A 17,142-nucleotide genomic window follows, 5' to 3' on the forward strand; every position below is an offset into this window, starting at 1 on the left:
GGGTGTTTTGGAAGGGGTTGTTCAAACGTTCGCATTCTTGTTGTTTAACACTGAGTTTCGCGGGCGTGGATTTTGTGTGAGAACGCCCAATCGGTCAAGACAAAGACAACAATTGTAGGTTTATCGACAAGGGAAACGCCTATTCCCGCCGGAACGGGAAAGGGTCGGGGAGGGCGGCTTTGCGCTCCGGTGGCGGCCCGTCGCTCTTGGCTGGCGAACGGTCGGGCGCGGCGTCGCGCCCAGGCTGGATGCGGAACCGCCGGGGCGGTTCGCGGGGCCGGGACAACCCTGCGTTGGGTGCCGGTATTATCCTGTGCCGTGTGGGAAAAACCTATAGGAAGAAATCTTGGGAAGCGCCTATCCCAACAGCGCCCGCAACACCTCGACGAAGCGTTGGTTCTCCTCCGGCGTTCCCACCGTCACCCGCAGGCATTGGGCCAGCGGCCCCCCGGCGGGATGCAGGTTTTTCACCAAGATGCCCGCCGCCTTGAGTGCCTGGAAAATCTGCGGGGCGTCGTGCTTGAGCAGCTTGAACAGGATGAAATTGGCCCGGCTGTCATAGACCCGGATGCCGTCGAACTGGGCCAAGCTTGCGGCCAGCACGGCGCGGTCGCGCAATAGGCAACGCACCTGTCCATCCAAGACCGGGAGCTTTTCCAGGGCGAATTCGGCGCTGATGCGGGTCAGCACGTTGATGTTGTAGGGCAGGCGGATTTTGTCGAATTGCCCGATCCAAGCCCCGGCTCCGGCCAGGAACCCCAGCCGCAGCCCGGCCAAGCCCAGCTTGGACAGGGTGCGCATCACCACGAGGTTGTCGAATTCCAACACCCTGGGCATGAAGCTGGCGTCGGCGTAGGGCGCATAGGCTTCGTCCACCACCACCAAGCCCGGTGCCGCCGCCAATATCCGCTCGATGTCCGCCGCCTCGAACAGGTTGCCGGTCGGATTGTTGGGATAGGCCAGGAACACCACGGCGGGTCGGTGCGTGGCGATGGCCGCCAGCATGGCGTCAAGGTCCAGCCCGAAATCCGCCTCCCGCAAAGGCACGCCGACGAAGCGCAGCCCCAGGCTGACCGCGATTTGCCGGTACATCACGAAGGTGGGTTCCGGAGCCAGGATGGTGACTTCCGGTCCGGCCACCGCCATCAGGATGATTTGGATGATCTCGTCCGAGCCATTGCCCAGCAGCAGTTCCGCGCCCGCCGGGACGCCGTTGGCTTGGCACAAGCCCGCTTTCAGGTCGGCGCAGGCGGGATCGGGGTAGCGGTTGGGTTCCGCGCCGCGCAGCCGTTCCAGCCATTCGGCGACCATGTCTTCCGGCCAAGAATAGGGGTTTTCCATGGCGTCCAGCTTGATGTAGCCCTTGGCGTCCGGGACGTGATAGGCCGAGAGTGCCAAGACTTCCGGCCTGAGCAGTTTCCCAACTTTATTGTCCAGCCCGCTCATGATGCGGATTCCACGATGCGGTATTCCGCCGAGCGGGCGTGGGCGGTCAAGCCTTCGCCACGGGCCAGGACCGAGGCGGTACGGGCCAGGGTGTCCGAGCCTTGCGGCGAACAGAAAATCACGCTGGACCGCTTTTGGAAATCATACACGCCCAGGGGCGAGGAGAAGCGGGCCGTGCCCGAGGTCGGCAAGACGTGGTTCGGTCCCGCGCAATAATCGCCCAGGGCCTCGGCGGTGTGGCGGCCCATGAAGATGGCCCCGGCGTTGCGGATTTTGCCCAGGAGCGCGTCCGGGTCCGCCACCGAGAGTTCCAGATGTTCCGGCGCGATGTGGTTGGCGACGGCGGCGGCTTGGTCCAAATCTTCCACCAGGATCAAGGCACCCCGGTTCGACAGCGAGGTCTTGACTACCCCGGCCCGTTCCAAGGTCGGCAGCAAGCCGCGGATGCTGGCTTCCACCGCATCGAGGTAGGCGGCGTCGGTGGCGATGAGGATGGCTTGGGCATCCTCGTCATGTTCGGCCTGGGAGAACAGGTCCATCGCCAGCCAATCGGGATCGGTGCCGCCGTCGCTGATGACCAGGATTTCCGAAGGCCCGGCGATCATGTCGATGCCGACTTGCCCGAACACCAGCTTCTTGGCGGTGGCGACATAGATATTGCCGGGACCGACGATCTTGTCCACACGGGGCAGGGTGGTGGTGCCATAAGCCAGGGCGGCGACGGCTTGCGCCCCGCCGACCCGGAACACCCGGTCCACCCCCGCGATATGCGCCGCCGCCAGCACCAGCGGGTTGGTTTCGCCGCCGGGAGTCGGCACCACCATCACCAGTTCCGGCACGCCCGCGACCTTGGCCGGGATCGCGTTCATCAGCACCGAGGAGGGATAGGCCGCCTTGCCGCCGGGGACGTACAGACCGACCCGGTCCAGCGGCGTGACCTGCTGGCCTAAACGGGTGCCGTCGGCTTCGGTGTAGCTCCAGGGCGCCATTTTCTGGTGTTCGGCATAGGCCCGGATGCGCTGGGCGGCGGTTTCCAGGGCGGCGGCGACTGCCGGGGCCAAACCGTTCCAGGCGGCTTCCAAGGCCGCTTGCGGCAATTCCAAGGCGGCGGCGCTCACGGGGTCGTGGCGGTCGAAGCGGCGGGTATATTCCAACAACGCCGCATCGCCGTCACGCCGGACCTGGGCGATGATCTCGGCGACTTGCTCATGGATATCGGCGTCGGAGGCCGGATCGAAGGCCAGCACGGCGTCGAGTTGGCGGTCGAAATCCGGTTGGCGGGCGTCGAGGCGGGTGATGGAGAAATCGGCCATGGGTTCACTCCGGGGATTGGGCGAGGGCTTGCCTGAGTTCGGCGATGAAGCCGGTGACTTCGGCGTGTTTCATCTTCATCGCGGCCTTGTTGAGGATCAAGCGGCTGCTGATGTCCATGATGAGTTCCTTGGGTTCCAGGCCGTTGGCCTTCAAGGTGTTGCCGGTGTCCACCACGTCCACGATGCAATCGGCAAGGCCGACCAAAGGGGCCAGTTCCATCGAGCCATACAGCTTGATGATATCGGCTTGGATGCCCCGGCCCGCGAAATAACGGTGGGCGGCGTTCACGTATTTGGTCGCGACCCGCAAGCGGCCACCGCGCAGCGTCGGTTCACCGGGCTTCCCGGCGGTCATCAACCGGCAACGGGCGATGCCCAGGTCCAGCGGCTCGTACAGCCCGTTGGAATCGTATTCCACCAGCACATCCTTGCCGGCCACGCCCAGATCGGCGGCCCCGTATTCGACATAGGTCGGCACGTCGGTGGCGCGGATGATGAGCAACTGCAAGCCGTCCCGATTGGTCGGGATGATGAGCTTACGGCTCTTGCCGGGATCGACCGTGGGTTGGATGCCGATGCGGCCCAGCAGGGCCACGGCTTCGTCGTAGATGCGGCCTTTCGATAACGCGAGGGTGAGCATGGCGGCGACCTCAGTGCGGGACGCGGCGGATTTCCGCGCCCAGGGCCGACAGCTTTTCCTCGATGCACTCGTAGCCGCGGTCGATGTGGTAGATGCGGTCCACCACGGTCTGGCCTTCCGCCACCAAGCCCGCCAACACCAGGCTGGCCGAGGCGCGGAGGTCGGTCGCCATGACCGGCGCGGCGTTGAGTCCCGGACGTCCGCGGATGATGGCGGTGTTGGATTCGACCGTGATGTCCGCGCCCATGCGTTGCATCTCGTGGACATGCATGAAGCGGTTCTCGAACACCGTCTCGGTGATGACGCCGACGCCATCCGCCACCGTGTTCATGGCGGTGAACTGGGCCTGCATATCGGTGGGGAAGGCGGGATAGGGCGCGGTGCGCAGCGAAACCGCGTGCGGGCGCTGGCCCTGCATATCGAGTTCGATGGTGTTCTCGGTGCAGGTCAGCTTGGCCCCGGCTTCGCTCAGCTTGAGCAGGACCGAATCCAGCAAATCGGGCCGGGTGTCCTTGAGCTTGACTTTGCCGCCGGTCATGGCGGCGGCGACCAGATAGGTGCCGGTTTCGATGCGGTCGGGCAGGATGCGGTAGCGCAAGCCTTCGCCCGACAAGGAGGGGACGCCCTCGATTTCCAGGATGTCGGTGCCCGCGCCGTGGATTTTGGCGCCCATGGCGTTGAGGAAATTGGCGAGGTCCACCACTTCCGGTTCGCGGGCGGCGTTCTCGATGAGGGTGGTGCCTTTGGCCAGCGCCGCCGCCATCACCAAATTCTCGGTGCCGGTCACGGTGACTTGTTCCAGCACCAAGCGGCAGCCTTTCAGGCGGTCGGCCTTGGCGTGGATATAGCCGTTCCTGACGCTGATGTCCGCGCCCATGGCGGCGAGCCCTTGCAAATGCAGGTTGACCGGGCGGCTACCGATGGCGCAGCCGCCGGGCAACGAGACCTCGGCCTGCCCGAACCGGGCCAGCAACGGACCCAGCACCAGGATCGAGGCCCGCATGGTCTTGACCAGTTCGTAGGGCGCGAAGAAGTTCTCCATGTGCGAGGTGTCGGCCTCGATGTTCATCTTTTCGTCGATCATCAGCCGGACGCCCATGCGGCCCAGCAGTTCCATGGTGGTGGTGATATCGTGCAGGTGGGGGACGTTGCCCACGGTGACGGGGGCTTCGGACAACAGCGTCGCCGCCAGGATGGGCAGCGCGGCGTTCTTGGCCCCGGAAATGCGGAGTTCGCCGGAAAGGGGTTTGCCGCCGGTGATGATGAGTTTGTCCATTCGCTTGCTCTTGGAAGTGCGGTTAATCGGTTGCGGGGTCCGGGGAGAGGCATTCGGCCAAACCGCTCACCCGCGCCATGGCCTGGAGGTGTTCGGGCGGGCGGGCGTAGCGCAGGCGGATGTCGGCCTCTTGGGCGAGGCGCAGCCATTCGACCAACAAGGCCATTCCGGCGCTGTCGGCGCGTTCTATCCCTGCGAGATCGAAACATAGCGTGGTCCCGCCGTCTTTAAACAGCCCGGCGGTTTGCTTGAGGGCTTGGGTGGCTGTGGCGAAGGTCAACGCCCCACGGCAGGCGTGGCCCCCGGCGGTTTGGGCCAACTCGAACCCACCCGGTTGCTCCGTGCGGCTCATGGGTTGGAGCCTTTGCCTGCGGCTTTGCCGGGGTGGCTTTCGGTCTTGGGATCGGCTTTTTTGCCTTCGGCCTTGGCGGAATCCCCTTTGGCCGGGTGGGCTGGTGCGGTGTCGTGGTGTTGGGGGGGGCTGTGCCGGTGCTTTCGGCGGGGCCGGGCGCGTCTTCCGGCGCTGGGGCCGCGCCGGTGTCCGCCCTAGGCGCGGGGTTCACGGCGGGGGCGGCGGAACCGGAGTCCGCCGAATCGTCATCGGACCCGCCGCTGTTGTTGTTGCCCGAGCCGCTTTCGGCCTTGTTGAACAGAAACCGGCTGATGACCTGTTCCAGGACGATGGCCGACTGGGTCAGTTCCAACTCGTCGCCGTCCTTGAGGGTGTCGTCGAAGCCGCCGGGCGAGAGCCCGATATATTGCTCGCCCAGGAGGCCCGCCGTCAGGATGCTGGCGCTGGTGTCCACCGGCAAGGTGTTGAATTGCGGTTCGATCCGCATCTCGACGATGGCCTCGAAGGTCTTGTTGTCGAAGCCGATATGGCTGACCCGGCCGATCTTGACCCCGGCCACCGAGACCGGCGCCCGCACCTTGAGGCTGCCGATGTTCTCGAACCGGGCCGTGATCTTGTAGCTGGCCTCGTTGGTCTGGAGTTCGGCCAGGTTGCTGACCTGCATCGCCACGAAGAACAGCGCGACCAAGCCCATCGCGACGAATAAACCCACCCAGGTTTCGATTGTTTTGCTAGCCTGCATTATTAGGCGTCTCCAAACATCAAGGCCGTCAACACGAAATCCGATCCCAGTACCGCGAAGGCCGAGTACACCACCGAGCGGGTCGTCGCCCGGCTGATGCCTTCCGCCGTGGGTACGGAATCATAACCCTCGAACACGGCGATCCAGGTCACGATCACCCCGAACACGGCGCTTTTGATGAGTCCGTTCAGGACATCGTCATAAAAATCGATCTTGCTCTGCATCTGCGACCAGAACGCGCCCTCGTCCACGCCCAGGAGCCCCACGCCCACGAAATAGCCGCCGATCACGCCGATGGCGGTGAAGATCGCCGCCAGCAAGGGCATGGAGAGCAGCCCGGCGAAGAAGCGGGGCGCGACGATGCGGCGGATGGGATCGACCGCCATCATTTCCATGCCGGACAGTTGCTCGGTGGCTTTCATCAGGCCGATTTCGGCGGCGAGGGCGGAACCGGCCCGGCCCGAGTACAACAGGGCGGCGACCACCGGCCCGAGTTCGCGCACCAGGGAGGCGGCGACCATGACCCCGAGGGTTTGTTCCGCGCCGAAATCCGACAGCACATAGAAGCCCTGCAAGCCCAGCACCATGCCGACGAACAGCCCGGAAACGCCGATCAGCAGGATGCTCAGCACGCCGACCGAATACATCTGCGCGGCCAGGAGCCGCGGTCGCCACAGGGTCTCCGGCAGGCCGCCCAGGACTTGGGCGATGAACAGGTGCGCCCGCCCCAGTTTGCGGAGGGCGCTCAGCGTGACGTGGCCGAGGTGCTGCAAGGGACCTAGCATGATAGGGCTCGGGGTGGCTGGGGTTCAGTCGCGTGCGGCGAACAAATCATCGAGATAGGCGGGGGCCGGATAATGGAAGGGCACGGGGCCGTCGGCCAGTCCGTGGATGAATTGCCCGACCCAGGGCGAAACGGATTCCTCGATCTGGTCGGGCGTGCCCTGGCCCACCAGCTTGCCCTCGGAAACCAGGAACACCTGGTCGGCGATGCCGATGGTTTCCTCGACATCGTGCGAGACCACGATGCTGGTGAGTCCCAGTTCCCGGTTGAGGTCGTGGATCAGCTTGACCAGCACGCCCATGGAAATCGGGTCTTGGCCGGTGAAGGGCTCGTCGTACAGGATCATCGTGGGATCGAGGGCGATGGCCCGCGCCAAGGCCACCCGTCGCGCCATGCCGCCCGAAAGCTGCGCCGGCATTAAATCCCGCGCCCCGCGTAATCCCACCGCCTGTAATTTCATCAGGACCAGGGTGCGGATCATGGATTCCGGGAGCCGGGTGTGCTCGCGCAGGGGGAAGGCGACGTTCTCGTAGACGCTGAGGTCGGTCAGCAGCGCCCCGCTTTGGAACAGCATGCCCATGCGCTTGCGGAGTTCGTAGAGCGCCGAGCGCCCGAGTTGATGGACATCCTGGCCGTCCACGTAGACCTTGCCGCCGTCGGGCCGGAGCTGGCCGCCGATCAGCTTGAGCAGGGTGGTTTTGCCGGTGCCGCTCGGTCCCATGATGGCGGTGATCTTGCCGCGGGGGATGTCGAGGCTGACGCCATCGAAGATTTTCCGGTCGCCGCGGCTGAAGACCAGATCGCGTATGGAGATTAAGATGCCGCTGTCCGACGGGTCGCCGCTCATGTGTCGATGGGGAGCCAAGCTGGGCGTATCGCAAAGGGGCGTATTCTGGCGAGCGCCGCCGGTTCAGTCAACTCGCTTGGTTTTTCGCTATGATGGCGGTTGGCGTGCGGGGGCTTCCGGGCCGATGCGCGACCGGAATAAGCGTGTTTTTGGACTCCAGGGCTGGCTTTGGCGGGGCGGGGGCATCGAAAGCAAGCTTTGGACTCCCATGCTTTCCATCGTTGAATCGCCATCCATGTTCCGGCGCAAGCCATCCACTCCCGCCGTGTCCTGGCCAGGCCGCTGTTTCCGCTGGTTGCGCGGCCTGGTGCTGGGCTTCGTCTTGCTCACGGTGGCGTCGGTCGCCCTGCTGCGCTGGCTGCCGCCGCCGATCACCAGTTTCATGTTGATCGCGCAAGCCGAGGCTATCGCTGCCCGGCGCACGGATTTCCGCCTGAATTACCACTGGGTCGATTGGGACGGAATCTCCACGTCCGCCAAGGATGCCGTGATCGCCGCCGAGGACCAAGGGTTCTTCGAGCATGGCGGCTTCGATTTCCAGGCCATCGAGCAGGCGTGGCGGCATAACCAAACTGGCAAGCGTCTGCGCGGTGGCAGCACCTTGTCCCAGCAGACCGCCAAGAACCTGTTTCTGTATCCGGGGCGCAGTTATTTGCGCAAGGGCTTGGAGGCTTATTTCACCGTGCTGATCGAAGCCTGTTGGCCCAAGGAGCGCATCCTGGAGGTTTATCTCAATATCGCCCAGTTCGGCGATGGCATCTACGGCGTGGCGGAGGCGGCGCGGATTTATTTCGGCAAGACCGCCGCCCACTTGGATGAAAAAGAGGCGGCGCTGTTGGCCGCCGTGTTGCCCAATCCCATCGTGCTGAAGGCCGGAAAACCCTCGGCTTATGTGGGACGCCGCCAGCAATGGATTGTGCGGCAGATGCGGCAACTGGGCGATTTGGGCGTGTAGCCCGGATGGAACGTAATGGAATCCGGGCTATGTCGGCGGGGTGTTGGGGTTGTGGGCCAGCAATGCCCGGATGTCCTCGGGATCGACCGGCTTGACCCGGTGCGCGTCGAACCCGGCTTCCCGCGCCAGCCGGATATCCCCGTCCTGCCCATAGCCCGTCACCGCCACGATCAAGGTCTCCGCCATCCCGGCCTCGCGGATTTTCCGGCAGACCTCGTAGCCGCTGAGTCCTGGGAGGCCGATGTCGAGCAGGATCGCCTCGGGCCGTTCGGAAAGGGCCAGGGCCAGGGCTTGGCGGCCATCGTGGGCTGTCAGGGTTTGGTGGCCTTCGAGGCCGAGCAACAGGGACAGGCTGTCCGCCGCGTCCTCGTTGTCGTCCACGATCAGCACCCGGCGCGGGCTGGGTGGGGTGCCCGCGGGATCGGACGGGATGGCGCGGGCGGGGTCTGGCTCCGCGAGCCGGGGCAAGCGCACCACGAACTCGCTACCCCGGCCCCGGCCCGCGCTATGGGCTTCCACCACGCCGCCGTGCAATTCCACCAGCCGTTTGACCAGGGACAGGCCGATGCCCAAGCCGCCCTGGGTACGCTCCAGGGTTTGCTCCACCTGATAGAACAGGTCGAACAACTCGGGCAGCGCGGCGGGGTCGATGCCGCGGCCATTGTCGCGGACGCTGATGACCACCCGGCCGCCTTCCGTCCAGGTGCCGAGCTCGATCCTGCCGCCGGGGTCGGTGTACTTGGCCGCGTTGTTGAGCAGGTTCGACACCACTTGCGCCAGCCGGATCAGGTCGCCCCGCACCCACAACGGGGGGTCCGGCAGGGTCACGGCCAGTTGGTGCCCTTGGCTTTCCAGGGCGGGGAGGCTGGTTTCCACCCCGCGACCGAGGATGGCCGCGACTTCCACCGCGGTTTGCTTGAGGTCGATATGGCCGCGGGTGATGCGCGACACATCGAGCAAATCGTCCACCAGCCGGGTGAGTTGTTCGATCTGGCGTTCGATGATATCGCGGCACCACCCCAATTCGCCGAGGGCGAGGCGCGGATGGCGCAGGATATTGGCGGCATTGCGGATCGGGGCCAGGGGGTTCCTGAGTTCGTGGGCCAGCATCGCCAGGAATTCATCCTTGCGGCGGTCGGCTTCGCGTAGGCGCTGGGCTTGCTCCCGCAGCTTGGCCTCGTTTTGCTTGCGCTCGGAAATATCGCGCAGGATCGCCTGTAAGCGTCCGCCGGGCAGCCGCCGCGCCATGATTTCGCCGGGGAACAAGGAGCCATCCTTGCGGCGGAACAGCCATTCGCTGCACGCCACCGTGCCTTCCGCCAACCGGGCCACTTCCGGGGCGAGGCGGGGGATTTCGGGGGGCGCGACCGTATCGGTGAGGCCGAGTTGCAAAATTTCTTCCCGGCGGTAGCCCAGCATGGCCGCGCCCGCCGAATTGATATCGAGGTAATGGCCCTCGGCGTCGCTGACGAAAATACCGTCGGCGGCCTGCTCGACCAAGCCGCGGTAGCGCTCTTCGCTGGCCTGTAGGTCGTGCTGGCTCAGGATGCGCTGCATGGCGACGGCGACCTGGTCGGCCACGATCCGCATCAACTCGATGTCGGCGATGGCGAAGCGGGACCGGTTGCGGGTACCGAAGGCCAGGGTGCCGATCAGGCGCGATCCGGCGACCAGCGGATGGCAACAATAAGCTTGGAGTTCCAGGCTTTGGAGCAGGATGGCGCGGTCGTCCCCGGAGTTCGCGATATCTTCGATCACCACGCGCCGCTGGGTCCGGGCCATGTTCCCGCAGATGGCTTCGCCCAAACCCAGGTGTTCGATATCCGCCGCCACCGCCGCGGGGACGCCGGCCCAGGCGTTCAGGCGCAGGCGCTGGCCGGATTCGTCCACCAGATGATTGAAGAAGGCCTGGCAATCCAAATGCGCCATGACCTTGTGGCAGAGTTCGTTGATGAGTTCGTGCGGGTCTTCGGCGGTGAGCAGGCGGCCGGCGGTGTCGGACAGCAGGCGGTAGCGGTTCTCGCTGCGGTTCAGGGCGATCTCGGCCCGGCGCTGGTCGGTGATATCGCGGAACACGGTGTACACCCGCCAGGGCCGGGTTTCCCCAGGCCGGAATTGCGGCACGCTGTGGATGGAAATCCAGCGCCAATCGTTTTCGCGGGGATTGCGGAAACCCATGACCACGTCGCGTACCTCCCGCCCGGTACGCAGCGACACCAAGGCCGGATGTTCCGTGCGGGGGAAGGGCGAGCCGTCCTCCCGCACGCAGGCTTGCTCCAGGTTGAGGGAAGTCCCGCCCATGAGTTCCGCCTGCGAAAGGCCCAGGATGCGCTCGGCGGCGGGGTTCATCAGGATGATCCGGCCCGCCGCGTCCTGGTAGGCCACGCCGACCGGGATGGTCTCGAAGAAGGTGCGGAAGCGCTCCTCGCTCTCGCGGAGGGCGGTCTCGGCCTGTTTGCGCCGGGTAATATCGCGCAGGATGATGGTGAAGAAGGGCTCGCCCCCGGTCTCGACCCTCGATATGGAGGCTTCGATGGGGAATTCCTCGTTGTCGGCCCTGAGGCCGCTGAAGAAGCCGTCGCGGCCCATGGCGCGGGCTTGGGCCGGTCCGCTGCCGAATTGGCGGAAGTGTTCGCGGTGGGCGGCGCGGAGTCCTTGCGGGATGAAGCGCTCCAGCGGACCGCCGATGGCCTCCGCCGCCGGGCAGCGGAAAATCCGCTCGGCGGCGGCGTTGAACAGCACCACCCGTTGCCAGGCGTCCACCGTGATGATGGCGTCCATGGCCGAATCGACGATGCCGGCCAGCCGGGCTTGGTGTTCCTGGGCTTGGGTTTCGGCCTGCTTTTGCCCGGTGATGTCGCGCAGCATCAGCAGCGCCGAGGTTGGCCGCACTTTGCCGCTGGGAGAGTGGCGGAAAAACACCTGTTTGCGTACCGATAACCAGCGCACCTGGCCTGCCGGGGTCAGGATGCGGTGTTGCAGCGCCAGCACGCCATGCTCGGGCCGCAAGGCGCGGGCGATCTGGGCGTCGATGGCGGCGCGGTCCTCGGGGTGGAACAGGCTGTGGACCAGGGCGCGGGGCACGGTGCGGAGCGTGTCGGGCAGTCCCAGGACGGTGGCGGCCTCGGGGCCGAGCTTCATCATGTCGGCGAGGTAGTCGATTTCGATGACGGCCAGCCCCGCCAGTTCGGAGCCCAGCCGCAGCCGCGCCTCGCTGCCCCGGAGTTCGCGGGCCAGGGTGTGGCGGAGGATGGCGTTGTCCATGGCGCGGACGAGGCTGTCGGCGTTGATCACCCGCCTGCCGATCAAATCCTGGGCGCCGGCCCGCAAGGCCCGCCCGGTGTCGAGCTTGGAATCCTCCTCGGCCACCACCACCACCGGGCAGCAGGAGACCGGGTAGTCGCCCAGGGCGTCCAACACCTGGAGCGCGTCGCCATCGGGCAAGCGTTCGGCCAGCAGGACGCAATCGGGCGGGACCGCGCCATTGTCCAGGCAAGCCCGCAGGCCGGCGGTGCCATCGGCGCATTCGATGAAGTGGTAGCGGCGTCCCGGACCGGTTTCCAACAAACGCCGGATTTGGGTCCGCTGTTCCAGGCTGGGGTCGATAATCAGCACCCGTCTGGCGGTGTTATCCATGGTTGGTCCGTATTCCTTGCACCAGGGTGCCCGCAGGGGGGGACGGATGGAAAATCTGCCCCGGCGGGCTGGGCCGAGAGGGGCGGGGAATGCGAGAAGTGGGGGGGAGAGACCGGCTGGCCCGGTCCGTGGTGCCGCCTCGCTGCCAGGAGACGATGCCATGGGCCGGGTGTGGATGCAAGAAGCTTAGATGCCCATGTTGCCCAGGGCGACCATGAGGTTGTTCAGGATGCCGGTGAGGGTGGGGTGTTCGACCTCGAATTGGGAAACGGCTTCTTTCATGTCTTCCACCAAGTGCAACTGCTGGTCGTCCTCGGCGGCTTCCAGTTTGTCTTCGAGATCGTCCAGCAGGTCTTCGAGCTTGGACTTGAGTTCGATGTTGTCCTCGTCCAGCCGTTCGATTTCGCCGCGCAGGTGGAATAGCGCTTCGCTGACTTCTTTTTCGGCCATGGTGGTGGTTCCTCTTTTGGCGGTAGGGCGGGTCGCGGCCCACCCTACGGGGGTTGTTGTTATCGGGGCAGCAGGGGCTTGAAGAATTCCGGGGCCGCGAACGCCGCCCGGTGTACCTCGGGATTATAGTAGGTGGTGGCGAAGGGCCGCTGCCGGGCGTCTTCCTCGCGGAACCGGTCCAGCGTTCCCTTGCCCGCCAGGGTGCCGCTCCACCAGCCGGAGGGATAGATGAACTGCGGGAAGAATAAGGTGCGGGTTGTGGCGAAACCGGCCCCGCGCATCGTGTGGTGCATGTCCCGGATCAATTCGGCGTGAAACAAGGGCGATTCGCTCTGCTGGACCAGGAGGCCGTCCGGCTTCAGGCAGCGGAAGCACTCGCGGTAGAACGCGGCGTTGAACAGGCCTTCCGCCGGACCGACGGGGTCGGTGCTATCGACGATGATGAGGTCCACGCTGCCTGCGGCGGCGTCCTTCACCCACTGGATGCCGTCGATGAACAGGAGTTCGGCGCGCGGGTCGTGGTTGGAGTCGCATAGCTCCGGGAAATATTGCTCGGCCAGCCGGGTCACGCGCTCGTCGATCTCGATCTGCACGGCTTTTTTCACTTCCGGGTGTTTCAGGACTTCCTTGAGGCTGCCGCAATCGCCGCCGCCGATGATCCAGACGGTTTCCGGATTGGCGTGGGTGTAGAGCGCCGGATGGGTCATCATCTCGTGGTACAGGAAATTATCGCGGTCGGACACCATGGTGCAGCCGTCGATGACCATCAAGGTGCCCATCCATTCGGTCTCGTAAATCTCGATACGCTGGAACGGGGTTTGTTCTTCGTGCAGTTTCTCGACCACCTTGAGCGAGATGGCGCTGCCGTGTTTGGGATAAACCTCGGTGAACCAGCCGTTGTCGTTGACCATGGGGACTCCTTAATGAATAGAAAAAGCGGGCGATTTTCCACATAATCTAAACCTTTTCAAAGAGATTTTGGCGACGACCATGACTTGGAGCGTGCAGGATTCCCGCGAGACCTTCGGCCTGGAACACTGGGGCGAGGGCTATTTCGACATCAACGACCGCGGCCATGTCGCCGTCCATCCGCGCAAAGACCCGGAGGCGGGTTCGGTCGATCTATTCGATCTGGCCCAGGAAATCCGCCGCGAGGGTTTGGCCCTGCCGGTGCTGGTGCGTTTCACCGATGTGTTGCGCGACCGGGTGCTATTGCTGCAAGCCGCCTTCGACCGCGCCCGCGCCGAGTACGACTACACCGGCGGTTATACCCCGGTCTATCCGATCAAGGTCAACCAGCAGCGCGGCGTGGTGGAGGGCTTGATCCAGGGCGATGGGCGCGGCATCGGCCTCGAAGCCGGCAGCAAATCGGAATTGCTCGCGATCCTGGCTTTGTCGAAGGGCGGCACGGTCATCTGCAATGGCTACAAGGACCGCTCCTATATCCGGCTGGCCCTGATCGGGCGCAGCCTCGGGCTCAACCTCCACATCGTCATCGAGAAACTCTCCGAACTGGATACCGTGCTGTCCGAGGCGGAGGCGCTGGGCATCGAGCCGCAAATCGGCGTGCGGGTGCGGCTCGCCAGCATCGGGGCCGGCAAATGGCAGAACAGCGGCGGCGAGAAATCCAAGTTCGGCCTCCATGCCGGGGAAATCCTCAGACTGGTGCGGCGGCTGAAGGAGGGCGGCAAACTCGGTTGGCTCAAGCTGATGCATTTCCACATGGGCTCGCAGGTCGCCAACATCGCCGATGTCAAGACCGCGCTACGCGAGGCCGGGCGCTATTACGTGGAACTGCGCCGCCTGGGCGCGGAGATCGAGGTCGCCGATGCTGGCGGCGGCCTGGGCGTGGACTACGAAGGCACCCGCTCCACCGGCGAATGCTCGATCAACTACAGCATGGACGAATACGCCGGGAGCATCGTCCGCGCCTTCGCCGAGATTTGCGAGGAGTACGGCTTGCCGCAGCCGCATCTGGTCACCGAATCGGGCCGCGCCATGACCGCCCATCACGCTGTGCTCATCACCCACATCATCGATGTGGAAGCCGTGCCCGACGATGCCACGGCCCCGGTGTTCGCCGCTGCGGTCGACAGCGGCGCACCGGCGGGCATCCGCCCCGCCCAGCCGTTGCTCGATCTGGTCGAGTGCCTGGAGCGGCTGGATTCGGAAGCCGTGCTGGGTATCTACCACGATGGGCAGTTCGACCTAGCCGAGGCCCGCGCCATGTACGTGCAGGGCAAGCTGAACCTGGCCGAATTGGCCGAGGCCGAACGCTTGAACGCGGCGCTCAGCCATGCCGTGCGGCGGCGCTTGGATATTCGGCTCCGCGCCCACCGCGAGGCGCTGGACGAATTGAACGAGCGTTTGGCCGACAAGGTGTTCTGTAATTTCTCGCTGTTCCAATCGATGCCCGATGCCTGGGCCATCGACCAGATTTTCCCGGTGTTGCCGCTGCAACGGCTGGACCAGGAACCCACCCGCCGTGGCGTGATCCAGGATTTGACCTGCGATTCCGACGGACAGATCGATACCTATCTCGACCGCCAAAGTTTGGAGAATACCTTGGCCCTGCATGAACGCCGTGCGGGCGAGCCGTATTTGATCGGAATTTTCCTGGTCGGGGCTTATCAGGAAATCCTAGGCGATATGCACAACCTGTTCGGCGATACCCATTCGGTGAATGTGGAACTGGACGGGCGGGGCGGTTATCGCATCGTCGATATCATGCGCGGCGACGGGGCCGACGAACTGTTGCGCTATGTGCATATCGACCCGGAGGAATTGAAACGGGCCTATCACAAGAAGCTGTTGGAGGCGGAATTGCCCCTGGCCCAGCGCAAGTTGTACGAGAGCGAGTTGATGGCGGGATTGGGAGGCTATACCTATCTCGAAGAATGAACCGGACCGGAAGCTCCGCCCAGGGCCGGGCGGAGCCGGGCGCGGGCGTTATTGTTTCGGCAGCACCACGATATTCGCCGAATCGCACACCGCCGCCGCTTGCTTCGTGGGCTTCGCGCAGACTTTCAGCACGCCCTGGTTCGTCACCTGGGCCTTGACGGGTTTCCAGGCCAGTTGGCCCTTCTTGTTGGGGATGGTTTTGAGGCGCTTGAACCGCGCCCCGCCGTTCTTGGAGAACTTGACGGTGACGCTACGTTTGCCATCGATCTGCTGGGTGGTCCAGGAGAGGGTTTGTTTCTCGCCTTGCCGCCAAGTGCCGGGGGCGTCCAAGTTCAGCGATGGGCTACCCGTGGGGGTGGGTGTTGGGGTCGGTGTGGGCGTTGGGGTAGGGGTGGGCGTTGGCGATGCGCCCGCATCCAGCCGGGCCAGGCCCAGGTCGTTCGTGCTGCCATAGACGCCTCCCGAGATCACGGCCTTGCCATCCCCGGTCAGGGCCAAACCCCGGCCCAGGGCCATCGCGTCGCCGAAGCCGATCACGGCCTTGCCGCCTTGGCCGAAGCCGGTGTCCAGCACGCCTTGGGCGTCGAGCCGGTAGACTGCGAAATCGCTTGGGTTGCTGGTGCCACCGACCAGTAATTGCCCGGAGGCCGTCACGGCCACATCATGGCAAGCACCGTCACCGCCGTTGAATATCCCGCCGCTGCCGAAGCCGGTGTCCAGCGCCCCATCCTTGCCATAGCGGACGACCGCGCAGGTTTCGGTGTAGGGTTGCACCAGGGATTGGCCACGGTTGCCGGCCACCACGATGGCGTCGTCCGCTTGCACTGTGACGCCATAGGCGTGGATGTATTGGTCGCCGAAATCGCCTATCACCCAGCCATTCTGGCCGAAACCGCCATCCACCGAGCCATCGGTGTTGAAGCGGGCGATGGCGATGGCTTCGCCGTTGGCGGAGGTTTTTTGGAAGCCCGCGACCACGATCTTGCCGCCGCTTTGCAAGGCCACCCCGAGGCCGTTCTGTTGCACCCCCCCGAAATCGACGGAAACCGTGCCGCCATCGCCGAAGCTGGTGTCCGGGCTGCCATCGGGCAGGAAGCGGGCCAGCGCGAAATCGCCATCGTCGGCGGCTTTCAAGGTGCCGACTACGATGATCTTGCCATCGCTTTGCACCACGAGGCCGGCGCCTTCGGCGAAAGCGTCCGTTCCCAACGGGGCTGCGGCCAAGCCGTTGGTGCCGAAAGCCGTGTCCAGCGAGCCGTCCGGGTTGTGGCGGGACACCACCATGCGGCTGGTGTTGTTGGCGCTGGTGGCGCTGCCTGCGGCCAGGATTTTGCCGTCCGCCAGGATTTTCACGGCCCTGGCCCCGTCGTAGACCTCGCCGTAATCGACCGTGGCCTTGCCGCCGGTGCCGAAGCCCGTGTCCAAGCTGCCATCGGTGTTGTAGCGCACCAGTAGGGCGTCGGTGTTATAGGTCGCCGAGTCTTGCAGGGCACCCGCTTGTACGATTTTGCCGTCGGCTTGCACCGCGACATCGGCGGCGTCCACCGACGCGGGGCTGAACGAGGTCAATACTTTACCGTCCGTGCCGAAGCCAGGGTCCAGGTCGCCGGGAGCCGCCGCCGCCAGCGTGGAGGCCAGGGCCAAGCCGAGGGCGGTGGTATGGACATGGGTTTTGGAAGCGGGATGTTGTTTTTGGTTCATGGTTGTAAATGGCGGGAGTGGGATGGGACCGTTTGGCGCGGCTGGGAAACCGGATGATGTCGCTGGATCGTCCGATGGGGTTAAGGGTAGATGGGGACT

The 17,142-nt window shown here is 64.9% G+C and carries 14 protein-coding genes; 2 read left to right on the forward strand and 12 right to left on the reverse strand.

The genetic code is table 11. From position 1 onward, the window contains the following. Positions 1-357 precede the first annotated feature (357 nt). The 8 genes from hisC to B9N93_RS07815 are packed head-to-tail and all read right to left on the reverse strand — an operon-like array spanning position 358 to position 7,400. Positions 358-1,446 carry a histidinol-phosphate transaminase gene (hisC, locus tag B9N93_RS07780; protein WP_085212446.1) on the reverse strand — a complete coding sequence of 363 codons (1,089 nt, stop codon included), beginning with the start codon at positions 1,444-1,446 and terminating at the stop codon, positions 358-360. After that, the gene (hisD, locus tag B9N93_RS07785) at positions 1,443-2,759 is read right to left on the reverse strand and encodes a histidinol dehydrogenase (protein WP_085212448.1); all 1,317 of its coding nucleotides are present in this window, start codon (positions 2,757-2,759) and stop codon (positions 1,443-1,445) included. Before hisD ends, hisC begins: the two co-directional genes overlap by 4 nt. A 4-nt stretch (positions 2,760-2,763) precedes the next feature. Further along, entirely contained in the window at positions 2,764-3,399 is a 636-nt protein-coding gene (hisG, locus tag B9N93_RS07790) for an ATP phosphoribosyltransferase (protein ID WP_085212450.1), read from the reverse strand. 10 nt (positions 3,400-3,409) lie between these two features. After that, complete coding sequence (gene murA / locus B9N93_RS07795) at positions 3,410-4,675, reverse strand: UDP-N-acetylglucosamine 1-carboxyvinyltransferase (RefSeq protein ID WP_085212451.1); 1,266 nt, start codon at positions 4,673-4,675, stop codon at positions 3,410-3,412. Positions 4,676-4,697: 22 nt separating this feature from the next. Continuing rightward, a complete protein-coding gene (locus B9N93_RS07800) occupies positions 4,698-4,955 on the reverse strand; it encodes an STAS domain-containing protein (RefSeq protein ID WP_176225187.1) in 258 nt (85 codons plus the stop codon). Continuing rightward, positions 4,903-5,769 (reverse strand): outer membrane lipid asymmetry maintenance protein MlaD, encoded by an 867-nt coding sequence (mlaD, locus tag B9N93_RS26980; protein ID WP_085212453.1) that lies wholly within the window; start codon positions 5,767-5,769, stop codon positions 4,903-4,905. Before mlaD ends, B9N93_RS07800 begins: the two co-directional genes overlap by 53 nt. A 2-nt stretch (positions 5,770-5,771) precedes the next feature. Continuing rightward, entirely contained in the window at positions 5,772-6,554 is a 783-nt protein-coding gene (mlaE, locus tag B9N93_RS07810; protein WP_085212454.1) for a lipid asymmetry maintenance ABC transporter permease subunit MlaE, read from the reverse strand. A 24-nt stretch (positions 6,555-6,578) separates the two neighbouring features. Beyond that, positions 6,579-7,400 carry an ABC transporter ATP-binding protein gene (locus B9N93_RS07815; protein WP_085212455.1) on the reverse strand — a complete coding sequence of 274 codons (822 nt, stop codon included), beginning with the start codon at positions 7,398-7,400 and terminating at the stop codon, positions 6,579-6,581. A gap of 208 nt (positions 7,401-7,608) precedes the next feature. On the opposite strand from B9N93_RS07815, the gene mtgA reads away from it, so the two are divergent. After that, a complete protein-coding gene (gene mtgA / locus B9N93_RS07820; RefSeq protein ID WP_217807280.1) occupies positions 7,609-8,355 on the forward strand; it encodes a monofunctional biosynthetic peptidoglycan transglycosylase in 747 nt (248 codons plus the stop codon). A gap of 27 nt (positions 8,356-8,382) precedes the next feature. Here mtgA and B9N93_RS07825 read toward each other — a convergent pair whose 3' ends face one another. The 3 genes from B9N93_RS07825 to speE form a co-directional block, all read right to left on the reverse strand. Continuing rightward, complete coding sequence (locus tag B9N93_RS07825) at positions 8,383-11,991, reverse strand: PAS domain S-box protein (RefSeq protein ID WP_176225188.1); 3,609 nt, start codon at positions 11,989-11,991, stop codon at positions 8,383-8,385. Positions 11,992-12,177: 186 nt separating this feature from the next. Continuing rightward, positions 12,178-12,441, reverse strand: a complete 264-nt coding sequence (locus B9N93_RS07830) for a DUF4404 family protein (RefSeq protein ID WP_085212458.1) — start codon at positions 12,439-12,441, stop codon at positions 12,178-12,180. Between the two features lie 59 nt (positions 12,442-12,500). Then, complete coding sequence (gene speE / locus B9N93_RS07835; protein WP_085212460.1) at positions 12,501-13,352, reverse strand: polyamine aminopropyltransferase; 852 nt, start codon at positions 13,350-13,352, stop codon at positions 12,501-12,503. A gap of 79 nt (positions 13,353-13,431) precedes the next feature. Between speE and speA the strand changes: the two genes are divergently transcribed. Continuing rightward, on the forward strand, positions 13,432-15,342 hold the full coding sequence (speA, locus tag B9N93_RS07840; protein ID WP_085212462.1) for a biosynthetic arginine decarboxylase: 1,911 nt from the start codon (positions 13,432-13,434) through the stop codon (positions 15,340-15,342). Between the two features lie 48 nt (positions 15,343-15,390). Here speA and B9N93_RS07845 read toward each other — a convergent pair whose 3' ends face one another. Further along, a complete protein-coding gene (locus B9N93_RS07845; protein ID WP_085212465.1) occupies positions 15,391-17,043 on the reverse strand; it encodes an NHL repeat-containing protein in 1,653 nt (550 codons plus the stop codon). Positions 17,044-17,142 lie beyond the last annotated feature (99 nt).

Source organism: Methylomagnum ishizawai (assembly GCF_900155475.1).
Classification (GTDB): Bacteria; Pseudomonadota; Gammaproteobacteria; order Methylococcales; family Methylococcaceae; genus Methylomagnum; species Methylomagnum ishizawai_A.